General features: G+C 49.3%; 23 protein-coding genes and 1 pseudogene. 13 read left to right on the top strand and 11 right to left on the bottom strand.

Going from position 1 to position 21423, the window contains the following annotated elements; genetic code table 11:
- Positions 1-8 precede the first annotated feature (8 nt).
- Genes QLG08_RS21035 through QLG08_RS21020 form a run of 4 tightly spaced genes read left to right on the top strand, consistent with a single transcriptional unit; the run spans position 9 to position 2505 of the window.
- A complete protein-coding gene (locus QLG08_RS21035) occupies positions 9-587 on the top strand; it encodes a cytochrome b/b6 domain-containing protein (protein ID WP_013025489.1) in 579 nt (192 codons plus the stop codon).
- A 13-nt stretch (positions 588-600) separates the two neighbouring features.
- Positions 601-1152, top strand: coding sequence for a tetratricopeptide repeat protein (locus QLG08_RS21030; RefSeq protein ID WP_089517411.1), 552 nt, complete (start codon positions 601-603; stop codon positions 1150-1152).
- Positions 1133-1690 (top strand): sigma-70 family RNA polymerase sigma factor, encoded by a 558-nt coding sequence (locus tag QLG08_RS21025; RefSeq protein ID WP_014606046.1) that lies wholly within the window; start codon positions 1133-1135, stop codon positions 1688-1690. Before QLG08_RS21030 ends, QLG08_RS21025 begins: the two co-directional genes overlap by 20 nt.
- Positions 1687-2505: a membrane protein gene (locus tag QLG08_RS21020; RefSeq protein ID WP_015700487.1), complete on the top strand. Its 819-nt coding sequence runs from the start codon at positions 1687-1689 to the stop codon at positions 2503-2505. The genes QLG08_RS21025 and QLG08_RS21020 overlap by 4 nt, the downstream gene beginning before the upstream one ends.
- Positions 2506-2520: 15 nt before the next feature.
- Here QLG08_RS21020 and QLG08_RS21015 read toward each other — a convergent pair whose 3' ends face one another.
- Entirely contained in the window at positions 2521-3096 is a 576-nt protein-coding gene (locus tag QLG08_RS21015) for a YceI family protein (protein ID WP_014606048.1), read from the bottom strand.
- Positions 3097-3645: 549 nt separating this feature from the next.
- Here QLG08_RS21015 and QLG08_RS21010 point away from each other — a divergent pair.
- Positions 3646-4083: a VOC family protein gene (locus tag QLG08_RS21010; RefSeq protein ID WP_064352626.1), complete on the top strand. Its 438-nt coding sequence runs from the start codon at positions 3646-3648 to the stop codon at positions 4081-4083.
- 189 nt (positions 4084-4272) lie between these two features.
- On the opposite strand, the gene QLG08_RS21005 is transcribed toward QLG08_RS21010, so the two are convergent.
- The 6 genes from QLG08_RS21005 to QLG08_RS20980 all read right to left on the bottom strand — a co-directional run bounded on the left by QLG08_RS21005 (position 4273) and on the right by QLG08_RS20980 (position 8364).
- Complete coding sequence (locus tag QLG08_RS21005) at positions 4273-4791, bottom strand: GNAT family N-acetyltransferase (RefSeq protein WP_014606774.1); 519 nt, start codon at positions 4789-4791, stop codon at positions 4273-4275.
- Between the two features lie 150 nt (positions 4792-4941).
- Positions 4942-5235 (bottom strand): YciI family protein, encoded by a 294-nt coding sequence (locus QLG08_RS21000; protein WP_014606775.1) that lies wholly within the window; start codon positions 5233-5235, stop codon positions 4942-4944.
- Positions 5236-5454: 219 nt separating this feature from the next.
- A complete protein-coding gene (locus QLG08_RS20995) occupies positions 5455-6138 on the bottom strand; it encodes an O-methyltransferase (RefSeq protein WP_019105809.1) in 684 nt (227 codons plus the stop codon).
- A gap of 25 nt (positions 6139-6163) precedes the next feature.
- Entirely contained in the window at positions 6164-6904 is a 741-nt protein-coding gene (locus tag QLG08_RS20990) for an SDR family oxidoreductase (RefSeq protein ID WP_026021006.1), read from the bottom strand.
- 185 nt (positions 6905-7089) lie between these two features.
- A complete protein-coding gene (locus QLG08_RS20985; RefSeq protein ID WP_014606058.1) occupies positions 7090-7332 on the bottom strand; it encodes a hypothetical protein in 243 nt (80 codons plus the stop codon).
- A gap of 312 nt (positions 7333-7644) precedes the next feature.
- Complete coding sequence (locus tag QLG08_RS20980) at positions 7645-8364, bottom strand: hypothetical protein (RefSeq protein ID WP_014606059.1); 720 nt, start codon at positions 8362-8364, stop codon at positions 7645-7647.
- A gap of 336 nt (positions 8365-8700) precedes the next feature.
- Here QLG08_RS20980 and QLG08_RS20975 point away from each other — a divergent pair.
- Positions 8701-8904: pseudogene (locus tag QLG08_RS20975) on the top strand (steryl acetyl hydrolase); the annotation flags it as partial.
- A gap of 278 nt (positions 8905-9182) precedes the next feature.
- Here QLG08_RS20975 and QLG08_RS20970 read toward each other — a convergent pair.
- A complete protein-coding gene (locus QLG08_RS20970; protein WP_013025476.1) occupies positions 9183-9716 on the bottom strand; it encodes a GNAT family N-acetyltransferase in 534 nt (177 codons plus the stop codon).
- Positions 9717-9915: 199 nt separating this feature from the next.
- Positions 9916-10518, bottom strand: coding sequence for a site-specific integrase (locus QLG08_RS20965; RefSeq protein WP_015701127.1), 603 nt, complete (start codon positions 10516-10518; stop codon positions 9916-9918).
- Between the two features lie 459 nt (positions 10519-10977).
- Between QLG08_RS20965 and QLG08_RS20960 the strand changes: the two genes are divergently transcribed.
- The 4 genes from QLG08_RS20960 (at position 10978) to QLG08_RS20945 (ending at position 17348) form a co-directional block, all read left to right on the top strand.
- The gene (locus QLG08_RS20960; RefSeq protein WP_014606060.1) at positions 10978-12630 is read left to right on the top strand and encodes a methyl-accepting chemotaxis protein; all 1653 of its coding nucleotides are present in this window, start codon (positions 10978-10980) and stop codon (positions 12628-12630) included.
- A gap of 553 nt (positions 12631-13183) precedes the next feature.
- A complete protein-coding gene (locus tag QLG08_RS20955; protein ID WP_015701122.1) occupies positions 13184-13651 on the top strand; it encodes a GNAT family N-acetyltransferase in 468 nt (155 codons plus the stop codon).
- Positions 13652-14173: 522 nt separating this feature from the next.
- The gene (locus tag QLG08_RS20950) at positions 14174-16111 is read left to right on the top strand and encodes a methyl-accepting chemotaxis protein (protein ID WP_015700497.1); all 1938 of its coding nucleotides are present in this window, start codon (positions 14174-14176) and stop codon (positions 16109-16111) included.
- Positions 16112-17075: 964 nt separating this feature from the next.
- Positions 17076-17348, top strand: a complete 273-nt coding sequence (locus QLG08_RS20945) for a hypothetical protein (protein WP_029568683.1) — start codon at positions 17076-17078, stop codon at positions 17346-17348.
- A 389-nt stretch (positions 17349-17737) separates the two neighbouring features.
- Here the strand turns inward: QLG08_RS20945 and QLG08_RS20940 are convergent, their stop codons facing one another.
- Positions 17738-18310, bottom strand: a complete 573-nt coding sequence (locus QLG08_RS20940) for a TetR/AcrR family transcriptional regulator (RefSeq protein WP_105088946.1) — start codon at positions 18308-18310, stop codon at positions 17738-17740.
- 128 nt (positions 18311-18438) lie between these two features.
- Here QLG08_RS20940 and QLG08_RS20935 point away from each other — a divergent pair, with 128 nt between their 5' ends.
- From QLG08_RS20935 to QLG08_RS20925, 3 genes are all read left to right on the top strand, one after another.
- The gene (locus QLG08_RS20935) at positions 18439-19848 is read left to right on the top strand and encodes an amidase (protein ID WP_013025472.1); all 1410 of its coding nucleotides are present in this window, start codon (positions 18439-18441) and stop codon (positions 19846-19848) included.
- A gap of 438 nt (positions 19849-20286) precedes the next feature.
- Positions 20287-20649, top strand: coding sequence for a dihydroxy-acid dehydratase (locus tag QLG08_RS20930; RefSeq protein ID WP_348996725.1), 363 nt, complete (start codon positions 20287-20289; stop codon positions 20647-20649).
- Entirely contained in the window at positions 20621-20806 is a 186-nt protein-coding gene (locus tag QLG08_RS20925) for a dihydroxy-acid dehydratase (RefSeq protein WP_282473183.1), read from the top strand. The genes QLG08_RS20930 and QLG08_RS20925 overlap by 29 nt, the downstream gene beginning before the upstream one ends.
- A 138-nt stretch (positions 20807-20944) precedes the next feature.
- Here QLG08_RS20925 and QLG08_RS20920 read toward each other — a convergent pair whose 3' ends face one another.
- On the bottom strand, positions 20945-21325 hold the full coding sequence (locus QLG08_RS20920) for a hypothetical protein (protein WP_019105370.1): 381 nt from the start codon (positions 21323-21325) through the stop codon (positions 20945-20947).
- Between the last annotated feature and the right edge of the window lie 98 nt (positions 21326-21423).

Below are 21423 nucleotides of genomic sequence, written 5' to 3'. Positions count from 1 at the left end.
CGAAAGCCATGATTCACACACAACCCAAGAAACCCCGACAGCGCTACGACGGAATGACCCTGGCGCTGCACTGGATTACCGCGGCCAGCGTCATCTTTTTGTTTGCCAGTGCGCACATCTGGGAATGGCTGGAGCGCGGGACACCGCTCCGGAAAGGCTTACAGTCAGTGCATATTTCCTGCGGGATCGTGCTGGCGCTGGTCATGGTGATCCGTCCGGTCTGGCGGCTAATGAGCCAACGTTCGCCGCGTTACGCGATGCCCGCTGCCGCCGTTTCACGTCCGGCGAAATTCCTTTCTCACTGCGTTCACGGTGCGCTCTATCTGCTGCTGTTCACGCAAATTGTGCTGGGCTTTATGTTTCGCTGGGCGCAGCAGGAACCCTTTGGCTTTTTTGGCCTGTTCGATCTGAGCGGATGGGTGCATGTCGATCCTCTGCTCAAACATGCTCTGGGTGAATTACACAACAATGTCGCCTGGGCGTTAATTATTCTGGCCGCGTTCCATGCTCTGGCCGCCCTGTTCCATCACTATTTTCTCCGCGATAACGTGCTGCGCCGCATGCTGCCCGTTCGCCTCTTTCGTTAACTGGAGCACTACCATGAAAAACACCGCTTCACTGCTGCGTACCCCAGGCCGTAAGCTGCTGGTTCCGGCCCTGCTGTTCGTTATCCACGTTGCCCCGGCACTGGCCGCAGGCGATGACAGCACCAACAGTAAAATTCCGGACTGTCCGCGCGGGCAGGTTTACGACAGCAAGACCAAACAGTGTGTTTCCGACAAAACGGCGCGCCTGAGTGACGAAGACAAGACAAACTATGCCTATCATCTGGCGAAGAAAGGCGACTATCAGGCCGCGCTTACCCTGCTGGATAGTCTGAAACAGCCCGACACCGCAGAAGCCTGGAATTACCGGGGTTATGCCACCCGAAAACTCGGGCGTACCGACGAAGGGATCGGGTATTATCAACGCTCGCTGGCGCTTAACCCGCGCTATGCGAAAGTGCGCGAATACCTGGGCGAAGCGTGGCTGATTAAGGGCCGTCCCGACCTGGCAGAAGCGCAGTTGAAAACCATCGCCAGCCTGTGCGGTACAGGATGCGAAGAGTATCGTGATTTGCAGGCCGCCATTAATGGTCATCCGGAATCCTGATACCTACGATGAGGACAGTCACATCACGACCAGCGAAGTTCGCCAGCAGCTTGCTGCCCATCTGACGCGCCTGTGGCGCTACGGGCTGGTGCTGTCCCGAAACCACGACGTTGCTGAAGAACTCGTGCAGTCTACATGCGTACGCGCGCTCGAAAAGAGCGCGCAGTTTACGCCGGGTACCCGGATAGATCGCTGGCTGTTCTCGATCCTTCACTCTATCTGGATTTCCGACCTGCGCGCCCGCCGCGTGCGGTTAGGACAGGGCTTTGTTGAAAGTGAGGAACTGCTGGCGCCTGACACGCGGGAACGTGATGATGAACGCCTGCATTTTCAGAAAATCATGCAGCGCGTCAGCGCATTGCCAGAAGCCCAGCGCAATACCGTCTTTCTCGTCTATGTTGAAGGATTTACCTATCAGGAAGCCGCAGAGACGCTGGCCGTACCCATCGGCACCATTATGAGCCGGCTGGCAACCGCGCGTTCGGCGCTGGCAAAATCGTTCGATGCTCAGGCTTCTGCGCAGGAGAAACGCTCATGAACACGCTACGCTTTGCGCCCCCCTTCAGCGACGAAGCGCTGGTGGCCTGGCTGGATGGCGAAATGAACCCTGATGACGCACGCAGGCTCGAATTACTGCTGGAAACCGATGCTGAACTGGCTGAACGCATCGATGAACTGATGAAAAGCCAGCTCGACTTTGACACGGCCTTTGCGCCCTTACTGGATAAGGCCCCGGAAGCAAAAATGCAGCGCCGGCTCGACGCGTTGTTAAACGCGCCAGCGCAGGCACCCGCCGCCGATGTTGTCGCTACCGCGACATCGGGCATTAGCCGTCGTTCGCTGATTGCAGCCTCGCTGAGTTTTCTGATGATCGGTTCAGGCCTCGGCTACCTCGCCCGCCCGGCTAAAACCAGGCTGAGTGAGAGCGAGAAGATTCGCGATCTTGAAGCCCAGTACATGTCGCTCTACAGCGCAGAAACGCTGCTGGATGCGGATAACTCCCCTGCCGCGTTACAGCATGGCCTGGCCCGCACCGCGCAGGATATTGGCCTACATCTCAATACGCAGCAGCTTTCCCTGCCGGATGCAGAGCTGAAGATGGTGCGCATGTTGCGCTATGACAGCACATCTATCGCGCAAATTGCGTGGATCCATGCGGAATATGGCCCGATGGCGCTATGCATTTCGCCGGACGCCCAGCCTGCCTCAACCGGGCTTCAGCGCGAACAGCGACATGATATGCGCCTGGTCTGGTGGCACCACGGCGGCTATCAGTTTGTCCTGATTGGCCGCAACCCGGACGAAGCACTGGCAGACAGCGCCAGCGCCCTGAAAAACGCCCTTAGCGCTTAACGGCGTGGGACGCTTTCAAGGCACATGACTGGCCTCTGCCTGAATATCAATCTTGATCGTCACCGTATCATCCACCAACGCGGTGAAGCGATCCATATGGTAGGCCGAGCGGGAAATCGTGGTCATGGCATGTAGCGCGATCCGTTCATCGCGTTGCGCCGTGCGGTCGTGCTCTTCCATCGTGGCTTCCAGAATGACCGGTCGCTGAACGTCTTTTACCGACAATGAGCCAAAAATCCTGAAATTGCCGTTGCCCTGCGCCACGATCCGGCTGCTGGTAAAAACGATATTGGGATAACGGGGAGCATCAAAAAACATGCTGCTTTTTAACTGATACGTCAGCAGGTTGTTGGACGCGATAAGCGTGGTGACCGGAATAGTGACCTTCACACGATTATCCATTTCATTTGCCGGATTCAGCGCAACCTCGCCGGTTACGCCCGTTAATTTCGCATGCGAAATACCGCCAAATGCGTGCCATGACAGCCCTATCGCGGTGTCAGGTGTGGAAATCGTGTAGTAAAGTGAAGCCGCGTGGGATAACGGATTCAGCAGCAACCCAGCAACCAGAATAGATACAGCGCGCGTCATAACGGGATTCTCCAGTAAACAGACAACGCATTAACGCGCCAGGTAGCAACTTTATTCGATTAATACTTACAGTTATATAACATTTGAAAGGATGTGGATCCCGCCTCATCGCTTTGATGTGGAAGCGGGTAGCTTGTGCGGCTCAGACAGACTCGGGATGCCGGGTGCTGATGATGTTTTGCGGGTGCGCCTTGATGACCGGCATTCTGCTTGTAGCGTTCTGGAAAACGGTTTTGTCTGCTGTCAGCCTTGAAATAAGACTGTCTGCTTCTGGCACAAATCAGATGAGCATGTCGGGTCCGCAATAAGTGACAAGCAGACATTCGCCGTTTTTCTACACTAGATACCGGCTTGTACCTGGTCGCGTATTGTTCAACAGGGAGCAGGTAACCTGTACGGCTGTCGCTGTGGATGGCTCATAACGACATGATTCAGACCGCTCTCAGTTGTGCTTTTTCCTTAACAAATTCCATCGCACTTACCGTGAAGAAATAAATCAGCAATTTTAGATAGTTAAGTGCTCAATTTTTGCAACCAGCAGGTGATGTCATGATCTTAAGTGCTAATCACGTCGGTTTTTCAGTCAAAAATATTGAAGACGCATTATTCGTCTGGACCCATATTCTTGGAGGGAAGTTATTACGCGAAGGGAACATGTCTGGACCCATTATTGATGAAGTCACAGGCGCAAGGGGAGCGGATGTACGAATGGCTTTGCTTGAAGTGGCTGGTATGAACATTGAATTACTGCAATACAATAACATTGAACAGCCAGAAGCGCCTTCAGCACCCTATATCCCAGGCTACGCGCACCTGGCGTTTATGGTTAAGGATCTTGATACGCTCCTGAGCAAAGTATCGGACTATGGCTGGAAGACGCCAGGAAAACCCCAGACAGTCTCATCAGGCCCCATGCAGGGAACCAGAGTCATATATTTACAAAGCCCTGATGGTCAGACGCTTGAGTTGATGGAACGCAATCAATGAAGTCTACATGTCATGATCCACTACCTTCTTATCAGAGCGGTGATGTTTGCAACGTGCGCTTGGTGGCACAGAGCGGACTGACCTGCTCCCTGTAAACTAACCTACCATGATGCAAGCAGCGTCCGCTCCTGGCACTAAGCGGACGTTCCGTAGACCCGCTAAAAATTACATTTATGGTTTAATTAATTATTAGCGTACAAGCATGCGTACTTGCTTACCGCGATAGGTAACATAATCTTGAAACTGGAAACCAAAGCGCTCAGCCAGATGATTTGAACGTTTATTTTCTTCGTCAATAATGCAGCACAATGGGGAGGATAATGTCTGATCGGCCCATAGTAAAACTGCGGCCAGTGCTTCAGACGCATAACCTTTGCCTTGAACTTCAGGAATTAATGTCCATCCAGCTTCAGGGTATTTTAACTGAGGTGTGATATCACGATGAACATCCTGGAAACCAAACGAACCAGCATAACGGCCTGTAGTTTTCTCAAACACCGCCCAGTAGCCATACCCTAACGCTTGCCAGTGTCCGATATAACGTAATAAGCGGCTCCAAACACTTTCTGTCGTTGGTTTCTCACCGCCATTAATTTTAATCATTTCAGGCGTGCTCCAGCACGCCATAAGCGCTGGAAAATCGTCGAGCGTAAATTGCTTTAAAATTAGTCGTTCTGTCTCAAGTCGAGGCGCATCCTGAAATGTCATCACTTCTCCTGGTGTTAGCATATTTAAAGCGACTGCTTTACCAAAATGCACAATTCTTCTTTCAGGGACAATAAAATTTTGCCAATGCCCGCTTCTGGCACAAACCGGACAAGGTAACTAAGTTGAAGGTCCGCTATGAGAAAGCATACATTAAGCGTTAAGCATGTCCTCAAAAGCGAGGCTCCACGATAAAACCTCAACCGATGCTCGTAAACCATGGATCCAAAAAGGGTCATCGGAAAATATGGATAAGGCTTCTTCTTCATGCTCAGCCTTAACTACCCATAGAGCTCCGACAGGTTGATCGTTATTTTTTTCACGTAATGAACCAGCAGCAAGAACCACACCTCGTTTTTGCTTTAACCAGTCCAAATGAGGATTAAGATATTGTTTTCTGACATTGTATTCACCTGGGTGATCCGTAAACCTTATTGCGAAAAGCATTCCTTCTCCCATTTTGCAGCATTTTGGATGCCGATTCCTGAATGTTAATAAGCACTAAAGATGACTTTTTATCAAGCGTTGACGTCCGTTTTTGGCACAAAGCGGACATATGCAATAAACAATGTTCGCTTTGTGAGGAATTGAATGTTTTGTGTTTATCATTCAGAAATTGTGAATAAACACTGGAGATAAGTGCGTTTTCCTGAATGATAAATAGCATCATTGGGTTTTAACGATAGCTAGAACGAAACCATCCCATCCCTTTTCACCAACAGTCTGAACTGCCGTCGCTTCAAGGCGCTCATCCTCAGAAATCATTTCTACAAATTTTCGCAGGCCTATAACGTTCGGATCTTCACTACCAGATTCGATGACATTGCCACCGCGCACGGTGTTATCTGCTACGATAACAGTGCCTGGTTTCGACAATCTGATAGCCCATTCAAGGTAGTGGGGGTTATTCACTTTATCGGCATCGATAAAAATCAGGTCAAAAGGCGCATCAAGCGTGGGTAAGACCTCAAGCGCAGCTCCCCTGTGCAACGTGACGCGCTCAGCCAGCCCCGCTTTATTGATGTTCTGACTGGCCACTTCTGCATGATGGTCGTTGAATTCAATTGTCGTTATGCTTCCATGGGGTGGAAGAGCTTTGGCCATCCATATGGTGCTATACCCCCCAAGTGTGCCTATTTCAAGAACACGAACGGCACGTGACATTTGCATGAAAATAGCCAGCATTTTTCCCTGCAAAGAGGATACGTCATGTGTCGGCAAACCTTGAGCTGAGTTATTAGCGAGAGCGTATTTTAAATCTGAATCTTCAGCGGCTAGCTTTTCAGAAAACCAGGCATCTACCTGAGCCCATTTATCGGAATCTTGTGAAGGGTAATCCGGAATGCGCATATGAATTTACTCTCCTTAAAAAACTTCAGTAATGAACCAGCCCACCATCTACAGCATACTGGCTGCCGGTAACATAGGATGCGTCATCGGACAGCAGGAAAAGTGCAACTGCAGCGGCCTCTTCTGCTGTTCCGGCTCGGCCTAAAGGAACCTGGCTTACCACAAAATCTTCAAACTGCTGACGTGACTCTTCTGGCATAAAGTGCCTGAAGTTGGTTTCAATCGGACCCGGCACCAATGTGTTAGCGCGGATACCGCGTTCAGCCAGCGCTGATGCCCAGCTTTTGACCATAGCGATAATGGCACCTTTCGTCGCTGCATACAGACTTGTCATCGCCGCACCTTCATAGACAGAGGAGGAAGAAGTTACCAAAATGGACGCGCCTGAATTGAGCGATTCGGACAGGGCTGCCAGCTGTAGCATCGGGCCTCGCACATTAACGTTCATCATACGATTAAAAGAATCTGCCGTTACAGATTCCGGGGAGCCTACTTCAGCATAACCGCCATTTAGCCATAATCCATCAAGTGAACCCCAGTCGTTAATAGCCTCACCAAGCCCATGTATATCAGCTTCGCTTGCAGCATCGCTTTTCAGAATAAGCGAAGCTGCAGGAAGCAGACTGCGTGCACGCTCCAGTCTTTCTTCATTAAGACCGGTTATGGCTACATGGCCACCTTCCGTGACAATACGCTGAGCGCCTGCCAGCCCCATGCCACTCGTGCCTCCAGTAATTAGTATCCGTTTACCCTTAAATCTGCCCACGCTTACAGCCTTATTTGTCTCTGGAATCAGCATTTAACTTACGTAAAAAAATACTATTCATCATCTGTTTCATTATGCAACGATGACATTGTTGCCTGAAGGTCCGCTTCTGGCACAAAGCGGACGATCTAACTTAGCTGAAGGTCCGCTGAGAGCGAGGAGCGGACATTGATATGTGGTCTGTGCTATGTGGATTGTTCTTGCTTCACTGGCGGGAGAGATATCCTCGCCTCCGAAATCAGTTTTTCCACTGCTTCCAGAGGGATATTCTCTTCGTAGCAGATCAAAAAGAATTCGTGTGTAACATCCGAATAGAAAACTTCAGCAATTTGCCGTAAAGGAGATGTCTCGCGGACAGATAATTCCAGAAACATGCCATCACGTAATATTTCGCTTCCAAAACTCAGTTCAAATTTAATTTGAGACATATTATACGAACTCCTTCTTTTCAATCACGCAAAACATTTTGCGTTAGTGATATCAAAAACAATTTGGTCAGGATACAGCGGAATAATATTTCGATCACGTTAATCTCAACTATAAAGCCATTCTATGAGTAATCCTGAAATCGTCATAACACGCCAACGTCCGCTCCTTGCACAGAGCGGACTGATATCATCTAAATATCCTCTATGAGCGAGAAGGAGACATTAGAATTTATCCCGTCGCAATGAAAATGACTACGAAAGTCTTGGATATTCATATTTCAGATATCTGAAGATGCATATTTCTTACATCTCTCAACGGACACTCTCATCCTTAAATAATCCATTAATTATTATGAATTTCTTGTCATACTCTCTGATTGCTGATGTTGTGCAGTTTTGTTCCTTTACATGAAAATATATTGCAACATCAGCATTATTCTGATTAATAATCCTGGGTTTCGATACATCATATTCAAAAGGTATTTTTTTATTACTGACTTCACTACTGGCAGATTTATCATCAGAAACAGGCTCAGTCGTACCACACAGTCCGGAACTCGGATCTTCATACCAGTCAAATAACGCATAACGGGTGTAGGGTTTTTCACTGTTACCGGCGATCAGACTTAAAATCTCGTACTTCTGATACAAGTCACTGTATCTGAAATTGGTATTTGATGAATATATCAGCGCGTAGTGTTTGTGGTTTCCACCGGTAAACTCCTGTTTGATTTCCGTATACATGCGCAATCCTGGAATATCTTTACCATAGGTGCTTCTTTTAGCATCATAAAAATAAATCCCCTCAGTGTTCTCATTAACTAAAAACTGATAATTGTTTAGTCTGAAACAGGTATCGTTCTTCTCTGGAATAGAGGCTGTCGACCCGCTTCTGGATTCAACATATTTTTTCAATAAGCTGAATCCTGGCTTATCCAACGCTTCAGCGCATGGCAGAAACCAGTTTTCCGCACATGAATATGAGCTGTAAAGACAGCAAAGAGGAAATAAAAGACGTCCTGCAATATTCATAACAGCGATCCTGTAAATGTTCACTCACTAGTGAGTTGCCTGTATCTGCTTTGCTCGTAGCCACCGGCAATATTGTTGCCACCGGGAGTAGCCATGCCGGTTAAAAAACGTCTGACACGGACTGAACCGCTGAACCGCTGAACCGCTGAACCGCTGAACCGCTGAACCGCTGAACCAGAATGAGTACAGCAGTGTCGCTAACCCGATGGAAATTCTTTGATGAAATCATAACTGATTATTTCAGGATAAACACCAGTGTAAGGTGGCCTGTCACACGCATCATTCAGCCCATCCTTTTGTGTTCTGTTGATGTTTACACTCAATGATATAGATGCCAAAAATCTGGTTCTGTTAGGTGATTCAGCGGGTGGTTTGATTGTCGTTACAATGATGCGTAAGGCGCGTGACGCAGTTAATCTGCTCCCCGCTGCGGCAGTGGCTATTTCAACCTGGGCAGATCTTACTCATAGCGGTTTTTCAGCCATTACCCGTGAGTGGATTGATCCTCTTTGTAACGTCGGTTTTCTCAACATATTAGCTGACCTGCTCCCCGTTGCTAAACTCAGACTATTGCTGGTTACTTCAGCTTTTAGTTCATGACGGCATCACGAACAAACCGATGTCCGCTATGAGCGAGGAGCGGCCGTTTGGGGTGTTCACAGCAGGTGGAAATTTTACTTACACAGCCGTGTTGGGGTTAACGGGAACCGATCAAGACATAAAATTGCCCGTTCGTTCCTTACACTAACTGAACAGGTAATCGGTAAGCAGGCCGAAAGCGGTGTCGATTTTAGAGAGAAAAGGCATTGGCTAATTTTTCAGCAAGCAGATACCAGAAGCTGACCGGCATTTTTCCAGCTGATTCTGAATACCGGGGCATGATCTGATGAAGGCATATCGGATAATGTTCTCTCCACAATGGTGCCCCCGAGGCGCTGATAAAAAGCTGTTGCCTGGGTGTTATCTTCAAACACCCATAAATAGAGCGGTGACTCATCATCCCTGCTCTTGACCCATTCGGCTGCGCGACAGAGAAGTTGTTTTCCTACACCGTGACCACGTAGTGAAGAGCTTACATGCAGGCTGTCTATATAACAGCCCCACTGCGCGTCATAGTGGAGCTTAATACATATGAAGCCTTCAACCTTTCCATCATATTCAGCTACAAACACTGTTTCGCTTTCATTGCTCTGATTCAGTGCTGAGCGCCAGTGTGAAAGTCGATCTTTCTGCGCCTGATTTTCAAGGAAATCCGCAGACATCACTTTCGTGTAGGTATCTCTCCATCCGGCGGTGTGTAGATGTGCTATTGCATCGGCATCACTGTGCTGAGCCTGTCTTAAGTGAATCACTGTTACCTCTCACAAACGCAATGGCGTTTCATGTTAGCAAAATCACATTCAGTCGAAAATCAGCTTACCAGGTTCAAACCATACATCACATCTTGCGCAAGGATGAAAATGAATCTGGAAAACTCATGGTGACAGAATGCTTACCTCATACGTAAATGTCCGCTTCTGGCACAGGGCTGCTGTTGCAGCCCTGACAAACTTAGACTTCAATCGATTCAGAAATCTCTAACGCATCATCGACTTCAATACCCAGATAACGGACCGTGCTTTCCAGTTTCTTATGACCTAACAGGAGTTGAATCACACGAAGATTCTTAGTTTTCTTGTAGATCAGGTAAGGTTTTGTTCTTCTCATGGAATGTGTACTGTAAAGAGAATCTTCGAGACCAATTTTTGCTACCCACCCATGAAAAATTCGGTTGTATTGCCGGGGTGATATGTGTTGGTTAATACCGACCCGAGATCGGAACAGGTAGTCTTTACTGCGTAAATTGCCAAGCTTTATCAATGCAGAAACAGCCTCTCTTGTCCCTTTGGTTATCTCAAATTGGACAGGGCTGCCGGTTTTCTGTTGTAGCACCGTAGCTCTGCTTGAAACAGAGCTACCATATGCAACATCAGATACTTTGAGTTTTACCAGATCACAGCCTCGAAGCTTACTATCCAGGGCCATATTGAACAGAGCCAAATCGCGCGTTTTACCTTCCAGTTCAAGCCTGATTCGGATCCCCCAGATATGAGATATCTGAAGTGGTCTTTTTTGGCCGATGATACGGTCTTTGTTCCACGGTGATGTGTTCATACTCAAATCTCCTGAAATGTGGGTGATCTGAGTATGGCTGTCCCTCATGAGCGAGAAACGGTCATTCAGGCTATCCGATCAACGGCCAGAGTTTAGAGCCCATTGCCAAAAATGAGACTTCTCTCTGCAGGTGATCCATTTACGGAAACGCAGGACTTGCACCAATAAAATGAGAGTTGGATCTGAGCTGCCTGTATTATTCTTTCTGAAGTTTCCTTCTTGAGAAGGCTTCTGTTGGAGTGCACAACCCCGTGCTTGCCCTTCGCAATGAGTGGATTGCTTCCTTGATGTACTCATCTGACCTCCACCTTGCCTCATGAACCTTTTCTGAAAATTGCCGATAAAACATTCACCGCAATCAAATCATGCGGCTCTGTACACATTACTTATCTTTTCTTTAAGGGAAGTATATTTCGTCAGCACCATGCATGAATGCTGACGCCTACACCAGGAATAAATATGAACAACATTAGAATCGGAGTGCGTCTCGGTATCACCTTCGGGTTTATGGCGCTCCTTGTTATGTTTATGGTGCTCATCGGCATCGTAAAAATTAATGCTCTCGGTAATGCCAATGATGACATATCAGGAAGTCTTTACACCAAAGCCTCCACTTCTCTGTCGATCCGTTACTACACATCAGATATGAGCCGGCTTGCGCGTAATGCGATTCTCCTTAAAGACGTTGCAAAAAGGGAAAAAGCCATCAGCGATTATCGCGGCGAAAGACATGAAGTTGACAGTCTTCTCAGTCTTATTGGTAAGCAGGTGAATACGCCCCAGGGAAGCGAAATTTTCACCCGCCTCAAGGCCCGTGCAGAACTTTTTCTGCCTTTCATTGATGAGGTGGTGGCACTTGCCCAACAGGGAAAAAGCGATGATGCCACCCAACTCCTGTTTGGCCCCCGTTACCAGACTCAGGGAGACTTTATGGCGTCGCTGAAAGAGATGCAGACCTTCCAGGAGGCCCGAATGAGCTCTGCCGCTGCGCAGGCTCGCGCCGACCGTTCGGGTGCGCTGATGATGTTAGTTGTTGCCGGCGTGGTTGCGCTGTTGCTGGCCGCGGTATCTGCCTGGGTTATCACCCGGAGTATCACGCGGCCACTTAATGTGGCCGTTGAGGCCGCCCGCCGGGTGGCGCGCGGCGACCTTACTGGTACCGTCACTGCAGATCGTAAAGACGAAACAGGCATACTGCTGTCTGCCATCAGTGACATGCAGGCTTCGCTGATTAACACGGTCAGCCTCGTGAGAAGCAATGCAGAAAGCGTGGCATCCGCCAGTACCCAGATTGCCCAGGGCAACACAGACCTGTCGCAGCGTACCGAGGAGCAGGCCAGTGCCCTTGAACAAACATCAGCGACCATGACGCAGCTCGGCGTGACGGTAAAAAACAACGCAGACAATGCCCGTCAGGCCGGCCAGCTTGCTGTAAGCGTTCGGGACGTGGCAAATAAAGGCAACGAGGCCACCACGGCCATTACCGGCACAATGAAATCTATCAGCGAAAGCTCCGGCCGTATCGCTGAAATCACCGCCGTCATTGACGGCATAGCTTTTCAGACCAACATTCTGGCGCTGAACGCCGCAGTGGAAGCGGCCCGTGCCGGCGAGCACGGCCGGGGATTTGCGGTGGTGGCAAGCGAGGTCAGGTCACTGGCACAGAGAAGCGCTTCGGCTGCGGGTGAGATTCGGCAGCTGATTGCAGCCAATGCTGATACTGTGGGACAGGGTAATGCACTGGTGATTCACGCGTCTGAAACGATGTCAGGAATTCTCTCCGCCGTAGGAAAGCTCACAGACACTGTTGAAGAAATCAACTCCGCCAGTGCCGAGCAGGCTCGTGGGATTGAGCAGGTAGGCATTGCCGTTACGGAGATGGACACGACGACACAGCAGAATGCTGCACTGGTTGAAGAGTCGGCCTCCGCTGCTTCAAGCCTCAGGGAGCAGGCGGAACGGCTTCTACAGGCTGTGTCTGTGTTCAGTCTGAGTGGCCCTTCTGCGCTTTCCGTTGCTCATGTGCCCGCCACGGTTGTAAAGCCGGGTTTTAAAACCGCAGCTGTAAAAACCCGCGCGGAAGACGAAGACGGAAGCTGGACGCATTTCTGATCGGTGTACAACGCCTGCTGCTGACGTGATGCAGTTAAGACTGAATGCTTTCGATAAAATGGTTAAATTTCTCCGGCTCGCCGGAGAAATATCAGAGGCATAAAGATGTTAACCGGACAAAATTACACGTCATTAATGCATTCAGATCCCAGCTAAGTCCGCTTCTGGCACAGAGCGGACGCTAACATTTCTTTCTTTGTCCGCTATGAGTGATCTGCGGATATTGTTAACAGCGTTCTGTGTAAGAGCAGGTTATCGCCACCCGCATTGGACAGAAATTGTCCTAAGTGCAGTATGTAAGCAATCAGTATGCGTTCATGTCCCACACTTCCTTAAGACCGTGTGTCACTCACTTTATAAATAAAATTAGGCATATAGTTTACTTATAACCTGATCTGGTACCCGTTGATTCACAGGGGCTGTTATTATCTACTTCCGCCTTTGGCATGGAGAAAACATCCTGGGCAATAAGGACAGAAGCTGTACCGGTGTCATAAGGGGCACCCAGGAAATTCTGTCCAGTCTAAGCAGACTGAAAACACTGGAGTGGCTCATGGATATTCATTTCGCAGAAATCTCCCCGGACAGCTCAGGATTTGTCGAATTGCGAACGCAGAGCATGACTGAAGGATTGAACATGCTGCGTCGGCTAGAAGAAAATTGGCTCAGCGGCTATAACCGTTTTGACAGGCCTGGAGAAAAACTGATTGGGGCTTATGTTGATCGTTTAATTATTGGCGTGTGTGGGCTTAACGTCGATCCTTTTACACAAGAAACTGGTGTCGGTCGTCTACGGCATCTTTATGTAGACACTGAATGGAGAAAAAATCGGATTGGCAGTGCTCTACTCAATGAGATTCTGAAAGATGCTGGCCGCTGGTTTGATTTTATCAACACGAATGCACCTTCATCAGCATTCACTTTCTATGAACGAGCTGGTTTTGTAGCTTTATCAGGTGTAGAAAAAGTTACACATCAGTTATGCCTGAAAAACCCAGCACGGCACTTCATCAGGTACTGAACACAAATCCAACTCTTGTCCAAACATGCTGAGTGGCTGCCGAAACACCTTACGGAGATTAAAGTACCTGACTGGCAGCTATGAGCGAGAAGCGGACATTGCTAATAGCGTTATGAGTGAATCAACGGGGAGCAGGTCACTCGCAGCGATCAAAGCGCCTGCCAGGTCAGATAGTTTTGCTTCACCTTACACCCCCGAGACAACGTCCTTCGGCGACATATTAATAATACATGTGCGCGAACCGCATTTAGTTCAGCCGACTCATTCAAATCTCAGTAAAAATTCTCAGATGAAAATCCAGCAATGGCTAATGCCGCTGCGAACAGAACTTCATCCCGAGAAAAAATGATTATTTAGCTTAAGTGCTTTGTTTAACGTTACTAAAAGTTTATTCCGTAAAGCAGTAAATCAACAATGCGGTATAAAGTTAATGAAGGAATAACCGATAAAAAGGTTAAGGTGCTTTGCAAATGTATCTTTTGCAATTGTCACTATAACGAACTAATTCACCAGGAATTATAAATGAATAAGATTCTAAACAATATAAGTCTTACCGCCAAATTTGCCATTCTGGGCCTGTTTTCCCTTGTTCTGTTCTCAGTTCCTACCATGCTTTTTGTTTCCGAAGGTAATAAATACATTCAGGACAAGCAAAGAGAGCTAACAGGTGTACCCGTAGAAAATAAGATTTTAGCCCTGCTGAATTTGATACAGCGCCATCGTGCAGAAACCGCCCTGGCCATTGCAACTAAAAATCCAGCAACACCGTCCCGCGTTCAGGTCAGAGATGAAATTGAAAACATCACTGACGTTATTACTAAAGATATGGCCAAGACAGAAGGCAGCGCTGCCATAATCAGCAAAATTAATGATGTGCGCACACAGTGGAGCCAGCTACAGCAGAGAATAGATTCTTCACAACTGACTCTGACAGCCAGTCTTGATGCGCATGCCCTCCTCATCCGCAACCTTTTGAACGCGAACCGTGATGTGCTGGATTTTTACGGCCTTTCTCTCGATTCAGATATCAACACGTACCGTTTAATTACGAGTAATTTTTCATCATTGCCTGAATTGACCGAAAGCCTTGGGAAAATACGTGCATTCGGCACTTCCCTTCTTGCCCGAAATGAAAGCATAAGTGAAGCAGACTCTGTCCGTATGGAGTCTTTAATCAGTAATGGTTCGTATAACCTGAATTTATTTGTTCAGGATTCTGAAAAACTATTTTTATCTGATAACACACTTAAGCAAAAGTTCAGTGCAGATGCAGATGCAGCCGTTCAGGAGGCAAACAGTGCTCTCAAAACCGCTGAGGCGATTTTTATTAACCGGAGCATGACGAATCAAAACCCGAAGGACTATGCAGCGCTCTTTACGCACGCTATTAACAAATTCAGCGACTACGCCATTGGTGGAGGTAATGAGCTGAGTGAAATACTGAATGCGCAGATTAAGGAACACCGATATGCACAATATGCACTACTGACCGTTCTTGTTTTTATCGTCCTGTTGGCAGTAATTTTCGCTCTGGTTATCATTCGCTCCGTTACCAGACCTGTCAGTGCAGCATCAAAGCTGGCGCTTGAAGTCGCAGGTGGTGACCTTACGTCAACATTTACGGTGACAGGACGTAATGAAACTGCCGGACTGCTCAAGGCATTACTGCAAATGAGTCAGCGACTTACACTTACGGTTGAAAGCATCAAAAGCAACGCTGTCACTATCGCTACCTCATCTGAAGAAATTGCTCGCGGAAATGGTGATCTTTCTGCGCGAACTGAACAACAGGCAGCCTCTCTGGCTGAGACTGCGGCCAGTATGGAGCAGTTATCGTCAATTATCGGCAATAATGCAGATAACACGCGCCATGCTGCTGAAATGGCCAACTCCGCTACCAGTGCGGCCTTAAGAGGCGGTGAGGCGATGGAGTCAGTGCTGGCTTCAATGGAAAAAATAAGCAACAGTGCGGGGCAGATTAAAGAAATCATCTCCGTTATTGACGGGATAGCGTTTCAGACGAATATTCTTGCTTTAAATGCAGCCGTTGAAGCTGCCCGGGCAGGTGAGCACGGCAAGGGCTTTGCTGTTGTTGCATCTGAAGTCAGGGCACTGGCACAGCGATCGGCTGGAGCGGCGAAGGAGATCAAAGGACTGATTGAGCAGTCAGTTGAGCATGCCGAACAGGGCATTTCGATGGCCCGGGATGCCGGTGAAAAAGTTAAGCAAAGCGTGGAAGCTATTGAGCAAACATCTCAATTAGTCAGAGAGATTTCATCTTCTTCTGAAGAACAAAGTGCGGGCATATCTCAGATAAATATTGCGGTGACACAGATGGATCAGGTTACGCAGCAGAATGCCGTACTGGTTGAAGAGTCTGCATCATCTGCTGATGAACTTGCAAGCCGGGCCGCAAGCCTGAGGGATGCTGTCAGCGTATTCCGCACAAACGCTGTATAATTGGTTCAAATACTTTGGTTGTGTGCCATTTAATGCGGCAACATTTTTACAAAACTGCGTCTGTATTTGCACTTGATAAGCCATCTTCAGGGATGGCTTATCTCATTTAAAACCATGATAAAGTTATACTTTTGCACTTAAAGGCCCGGTGGACTAATTAAACGCCTGTTGAAATATTTGGCATTACCCCCCAATTGCCCATATGAGCTACGCTCATAACATCCGTAATGCAACCTGCAACGCGTTCCTCTTTAAAGTTGTTTCTATTGCAGATGGCCTTCATAATTCCTCTCGTGCCGGACGGCGCGTTACACCTTCCCCCTGGGGCGCTGTTCTGCACTCGCGCCATCCGGCCATTCAGTCAAATCTCTTACTACGCAGTTTCATAAATCAGACTTCAAATTTGAAAATGGCGATATGCAGAAAATCATTAGATGCGGGGTTAGCTGCATAGAGGCGCTGACCTGCTCCCGGTAAACTAACATTCCATGATGCAAGCAACGTCCGCTTTTGGCACAAAGCGGACAGGCTGACTGAGTTTGAGCTGTGAATTCAACCGATGAACGCACACATGCATAACGCCTCTGATGAACAGAGCGCTGAACTGTGCTGAATTTATCAGGGTTCAGGAAGCAGACTGAAGATCACCGAAAAAGAGACGTCATTTTACTAAAAAAAGAGTCATTCGGCCTGCTCTCCCGAACTTAATCCTAATCCTAAATACGAGGTATCACATGTTCGTCAGGACGCCATGCCTTCCGCTTATTAATATTTACTTACCGTAATTAACTAAAGGCGTCATCAAACTGTCATCAAAAAATCTTTGAATAACCGAGGCGCATCTGGGTTTCACCTTCCAGGCAACCCGCTGTGTTCCTACAAGTTTTTGTGATTACGTTTCTCAATTCGCTGAGCGCTGTCAGGGCAATCAGCCTTCTGTTTTCTTAAGCTGAGAGGAATCGTTATGCCTGTATCTGTTATAAAATACGCAGTTAAAACCGCCGCGTTAGCAGCGATCGTACTGGCTGGCCTGCAGGGCGTTTCGTTCGCAAATGATCTGCCTTCTCGCACGACTTTAGGGCCCGATTCAGTTAAAGAAATGTCCGCTCAAAAAGCAGACGCCTCCACTAATGAAAGCGCTATCAAACTGGCCGCGTGGCATCACCATCTGGAGATTAATCCGGGTTGTAATGATCCCTCTTCAGGTCTCGGTTGCACCGACGATGATAATGCATAACGCGTAAAAGCGGCAGGCACCGTTTACAGATTCGGTGTCTGCACTGAGAGGAAGAGATAAAAAGTACCGTCATCCAGACTGCTATTCATTCAGGCACTGGAGCATGAGGCATGTAAAGCCTCTTACAAAGTAAAGGCTGGCGTCGCGTGCTGGTTACTGCCCTGCCGACCCGGCCATTCCTACCGGTTTATTTGCAGGGTCTTGCCAGATACCCGTTTACCTGTAGAGGGTCAGAGGTGTCGTGAGTTTGAACCTCCTCCGTTCACGGGAATTCGCGGATAACAGATAAACCCGATGCGGTGTTATTCCTCTCAATATAAATATCCGGAGCTGCATAAACGAAAGACTGACCTTATTCAATGCGCCAGTCAGTTACGTTTTTTAGAATTTTATCTCTCAGTTGCGGGTAGCAGACCTGCAAGCCTGTATCCCTCAATAAGCTCATCAAAAAGCTGAATATTATTCCGGCTTCTGGCCATTAGCTGTGCGCCGGCGATGGCAGAAAAAATGGCACCGGCACGCATTCTGCTGTCTTCTGACGCAGTGATCCCCGCTTCCAGAAGCTGCCCTGCCAGCCAGTCGATATTGACGTCCGCAAACTTTTGCACCTCAACTTTGACAGGTTCAGGCAGATCATCATATTCCGCCGACATGAAACTTCCCATACAAAGTCGGTTTCCGCTTTCCAGCGAACGGCGAAATATTTGTGGATAGCGGCTCAGACTCCTGAGCGCATCGCCTTCCGCATCCCTCAGTACGTCCAGGTCACGCGCCGTATCCTCCCAATAACGCTGGGCCACCGCCGCACCCAGCTCGGCCTTGCTGGGGAAATGATAGTAAATGCTTGCCGCTTTAATCCCCACTTCATCTGCCAGTCCGCGGATATTCAAACCTGTATAACCATGCGCCTGCGCCGCCAGACGGGCTGCGTTCAGAATTTCGTCGCGGGATGTTTTGCTCATTATGTCACTCCTCCAGAAGCCAGAACCCCAATTCTAACATTTGTTAGGTAGGTATTGACAGCGTCATTTTACAGGACTAGAGTTTACCTACCAACTGTTAGGTAGGCTATTAACCAAGAGGATTTATCATGAGCAAAGAAATTTATTACTCAGACGCGACTCACCTGGCCAGCATGATCCGTAACCGCGACGTTTCTCCCGTTGAGGTGATGCAAGCGCATCTTGATCGGATTGCCGCCACTAACCCGGACGTCAATGCTGTTGTAACAGTGGCAGACGATGCCCTGAAGCAGGCCGCCGCTGCCGAAGCCGCCGTGATGAAGGGTGAGAAACTGGGCCCGCTTCACGGCGTTCCTTTTACCGTAAAGGACTCCATCGATACGGCAGGTGTGCTGACTCAGCGTGGTTCACCTATTTTCAAAGGCCGTCGTCCTGACGAAGACGCAACCAGCGTGGCGCGTCTTAAAAAAGCAGGCGGCATCCTGCTGGCTAAGACGAACCTGCCGGAATTTTCATACTGGATTGAAAGCGACAACCTGCTGTCCGGGCGCTCTAATAACCCATGGGACCTGACCCGGACGCCCGGCGGCTCCAGTGGCGGTGAGTCTGCCGCGATTGCCGCAGGCATGTCTCCGCTGGGACTTGGCACGGATTTGGCCATCTCGGTACGAGGCCCTGCGGCGCAAACCGGCATCACTTCCATGAAAGCCACGCACGGCAGCGTGCCCATGACAGGCATCTGGCCGCGTGCGCCCCGCCGCTTCTGGCATGTTGGCCCTATGGCCCGCTCAGTTCGCGATATTGCCCTGGCATTCTCGCAGCTTTCGGGACCGGATGGTCACGACGCATTCTCCAGCGCTGCGCCCGTTCATTCTGACGGGCTGCCGTTTGTAGCATCGCGTCCGCTGCGAATTGGCTGGATGACCGGCCCGGGCTTTGGTCCGGTTGATCCGGACGTTAACGCCATCGTGAAGGCGGCTGCGGAAGCGCTAAAAGCACCGGGCGTCGTTGTGGAGCATGTCGGCATTCCTGCACTGGAGAAGGACTTTGCGCTGGATGTGTTTAACCGGCTCCACGTCATGGAAATGAAGCCCGCCTTTGCGGCGGCCACTGCCGGTCGCCAGCCTGATGAGATCTACAAAATGGCGAAAACCATGCTGTCGTTACCTGATACACCGATGTCTGCTTATATTGATGCAGAGCAGGCCGCCGAACGATTGCGTGACGGCTTCGCGGAATACTTTTCACGCTACGATGCGCTTATCACGCATGTACTCCCCATCCCGGCGCATAAACACGGCGTGGATAGGTTTGTTATTGACGGTCAGGACGTTGATGCCACTTATCTGCAAGGTGCCACGGTGCCGCTTAACGTCACAGGGTTGCCTGGTGTAGCGTTGCCGTTTGGTAAGAGTCGTGAAGGCTTGCCGGTTAACGTGCAGATCGTCGGCAAATGGCATGATGAGCACGTCATTCTCCATATTGCCTCTCTGCTGGAAGCAGTGAGCCCTGTGAAAGGTTCTCATCCGTCACTGTAACAAGGATCGTGCCCCACGAACCCCGTGGGGCATGTAAGATCGTCGCTCACGTTTCAGCATGGAGCTTAACCCGTTGCTCCACATTTCCTTCATGGCGCACGCAATTACCGCTAATGACCGTCGGCAACCCACCCAGAAGCACTGTCGATCAACCGCTTCAGAGCTGACGAAATGTTCTGCTGATTCCAGGCCAGCCCGGTTTCGAGGTCAGGCGCCTCGCCTTGTAACTGCAGGTAAAGTACGCCGTGACGTTGCAGGTTTCTTAGCGATGCAGTAACCCGCGCTATTCCCATCCCTGCTGAAACGAGGTCTGCATGGTCACTGCCTGACCATCACCGGTCGCAGCCTGGCAGAGGAGCTGGCGGATATTCCAGCACAACCGCAGCCTGATAAGAACGTCATCCTGCCGCTTCAGGCCCCCTCTATAAAGAAGGCCACCTGGCAATACTTAAGGGTAATCTGGCCCCTGACGGGGCGGTCGCAAAAATCAGCGGCCTGAAGATGCCCGCCATCACCGGTCCGGCGCGCGTCGCAAAGCAGGCGATCCTTAAGGATCGGATACAGCCTGGTGATGTGCTGGTGCTGGGATATTTAGGACCCAAAGGGGGGCCGGGGATGCCCGAAATGCTCTCCCCGACAGCGGCCCTGGTGGGCAAAGGATTGGGAGAGAGCGTTGGCCTGATCACTAACGGCCGCTTCTCTGGTGGCACCAAGGAAATGGTGGTCGGTCATGTCACACCGGAAGCTTTTGTAGACAGAACCCTTTGCCTTGGTGGAGGAAGGCGACGTCATCACTATTGATGCCCATCGGCAACTGCTGCAACTGAATTTCGATGAGGCGCTACTGCAGGAAAGAAGAAACCGCTGGAGCCCACCAGCGCCACGTTACACAAGAGGTGTGCTTGCGAAGTTTGCCCAACTGGCGATGCCGGCTTCCAGGGGCGCGTGTAACGGATAAACGTACCGGATAACGCTGTTTACTGACAATGGTCGAGGTATGTCAGTAAGCAGCAGTCTGGGGAGCCCCAGCCAGCCCCTGCTTTGATAGCGATGTTGTCGTCGTGGTCTCTTTTACTGGGATACTTTTCTGCTTTACCTAAAGCAATGTTTTTGCGGTTGCTAAAGCCTCTTCTTTAGAAGCGGCCATCAATAAAGGATAGCCCCAAAATTTTTCATAAATAATGGCGAAAGGTCTGGCTGCAGCCCTTTTTACAGTGTTGGGCTCAATCAGGATTGACGCTTTAACAAAGGTTTTTAATTCATTTTTATGCGCTTTCATCCAGCGGGTTGTCATCTTCATCTCATCGGCGGAATGCTCATGTTTGCTTTCAGTAAAGCCTTCACCGCTAAGCAGTACGAAGGGTGTTTTGCGAGCCAGTAACGCTTCGAATTCACTAAATGCGGGGGCAGCCGAATCCTTTCCAGGAGCATTCATTTTTATCCATACAACGGGAAAATCGGCATCGTCAATTTGCATAGTCATAATCCTGTGAATCGGTTGATTAAGATTTTCAGCCCTCCTGATGCAGCGCTGAAAAATGGCCGCTTCGGTAGCATGACGCGCAACGCACCAGG

Origin of the sequence: Pantoea sp. V106_11, assembly GCF_029967885.1 — a bacterium.
Classification (GTDB): domain Bacteria; phylum Pseudomonadota; class Gammaproteobacteria; order Enterobacterales; family Enterobacteriaceae; genus Pantoea; species Pantoea ananatis.
Note: the sequence above shows the minus strand (reverse complement) of the source record. Positions and strands in the feature narration are given on the sequence as shown.